The sequence below is a fragment of the Blautia sp. CAG:257 genome (assembly GCF_000433815.1).
Lineage (GTDB): Bacteria > Bacillota > Clostridia > Lachnospirales > Lachnospiraceae > Blautia_A > Blautia_A caecimuris.
Map to the genome: position 1 here is coordinate 1 of NZ_HF999116.1, position 1,942 is coordinate 1,942.

Here is a 1,942-nt window from a genome sequence, read left to right on the forward strand (position 1 = left end):
AATCCTGTTCCCGCTATTTATGCCCAGATAGCTCAGTTGGTAGAGCAGAGGACTGAAAATCCTCGTGTCGCTGGTTCGATTCCGGCTCTGGGCATTTCATTTTGGAAAGTAGTATGTTTTCCAGTATGAAATAAATAATTTAATAATATGGGGTATTAGCTCAGTCGGTAGAGCACTTGACTTTTAATCAAGTTGTCCGGGGTTCGAATCCCCGATGCCTCATGAGAAACCTTCAAGTATTTACTTGAAGGTTTTTATTTTACTTAAAAATTCTGCTATTTTACCTGAAAATCCTGTTCAGTTTTCTTCTTTTTTATCATATCATTTTCTTCTGAAGTGTTATCATATCCTTTTTCTCATCAGATTAGTCCTTTACTTTATCTTCATCCACAAGTTTATCTTTGCCTTCCGTATCAGAAGGTACTTTCGAAGGGAGTGGTAGGAGGCATAGCGGATGTATCAGGAGGAGTTCTGGAATCAGAGAGATGTGCAGGTTTTGTACCGGAACATTCTGATGTTAAAGATGAAACGAGACCTGGTACTGCAGTGTTTCATATCAGTGCTTTCTTATAAGTCGATTTTGTGCACTTTTTTAAATTTGCTCATTTACAGGTGCGTTTTTATATTTGGGATTTGGGAAATGCAGAGTCTGATGTATAGAGAATTAAAAAAAGTAAAATTTATGGTTCTATCTTTCTAAATGAGCTGCATAGAGTTATAGTACCTGAAACATTGTGGGAAAGGCGCAGCCCTGGTGGGACAGGCATCAGAATAAGGAGGGCTATTATGAGAGGATTAAAAGAGTTTTTCTGTAAGATAGTTGCTGCTGTAATCTGTTTTGGAATGAAAGTGTTTTCCGGAAGTATATTTGAGAACATACTGAAAGAAAAAAATGCGTCAATTTATCCGAAAGCGGAAGGAAACAGAATATATGGAAACAATAAAGGGCAGGCCGGCAGCGTGTGTACTGAAATGACAAGCTCTGTAGCTGATGAATTATCTTATACAGGGAATAGTATAAATAAAAGCCAATATCATTTATTTCTGAAGAGGGTCTTTTACTGGCTTCAGGGACCCGGTGACAGACTGTATAATAGTAAATCTTCCAGTGAAAATAAGGATTTGGAACGAAAAAAGAAGATGTTGTTTCACTTAGTTCCTGAATAAAACGGTAATTTGACATTCCGGAAGCTACGGGTTGTGTGATTGAAATAAAAATCTATTTACTCCTGTCTGGTTTTTTATAATCCGGACAGGAGTTTTTGGGCCACAACCGGATGATACTTTATGATTTTCTGATCACACGGTCAGAATATCCGCCAGCCAGAATTGATGCATGTGCCCATGCAGTCTGCATCTGGATTGAAAAGCAGAACTGAATGGAAAACCGTCCAATAAATGATGAAATAACAATATGGTTTCAGTATGTTACAGACAAAGAATCTTGTATTAGCCGGATCCTGTGATTTAGCTTGAAAAGCGGAATTAAATGGAAAACCGTCCAATAAATGATGAAATAACAATATGGTTTCAGTATGTTACAGACAAACAATCTTGTATTAGCCGGATTCTGTGATTTATCAGGAAAGAAAGAACTTTTTTATAAAGTGACTGCTTATAAAACATTACAAAGAGACATATATTAAGACAAAGTACATATGGGAAAATATATGAAGAAAAGAGAAAGGTTTTGGATTCCCGGTTTTCTGATGTTATTTTTTGTTCCCTATATTGGAGTCATGGCAGTCAATGGAGTGGAGGCTGCAATTATAAACAGAACTCCCCAACCGGAAGAATATATTCCTCTTATTCTTTCCCTGCAGATTCCGGATGATTATGAAAAAGAAGCAGTAAAGGCACAGGCGGTTATAGCCAGAACAAATTTTTTCAGGAAGATTCAGGAGAAAAATATTTCTGATGCGCTGGGAGAGATCAGCAGAGA

General features: G+C 37.2%; 2 protein-coding genes and 2 tRNA genes. All 4 read left to right on the forward strand.

Annotated elements, in window-relative coordinates:
• The first annotated feature begins 21 nt into the window (after nt 1-21).
• A tRNA-Phe gene (locus tag QVP40_RS12985) sits at nt 22-94 on the forward strand.
• 55 nt (nt 95-149) lie between these two features.
• Nucleotides 150-222, forward strand: a tRNA-Lys gene (locus tag QVP40_RS12990).
• Between the two features lie 564 nt (nt 223-786).
• Nucleotides 787-1,167: a hypothetical protein gene (locus QVP40_RS12995; RefSeq protein WP_022068816.1), complete on the forward strand. Its 381-nt coding sequence runs from the start codon at nt 787-789 to the stop codon at nt 1,165-1,167.
• Nucleotides 1,168-1,670: 503 nt separating this feature from the next.
• Nucleotides 1,671-1,942 (forward strand): SpoIID/LytB domain-containing protein (locus QVP40_RS13000; protein WP_288200577.1); only part of this gene is annotated, 272 nt, incomplete at its 3' end.

Bases quoted from the DNA above. Each gene is read 5' to 3' on its own strand.
- QVP40_RS12995 (WP_022068816.1), top strand. From the start codon at position 787: ATGAGAGGATTAAAAGAGTTTTTCTGTAAGATAGTTGCTGCTGTAATC.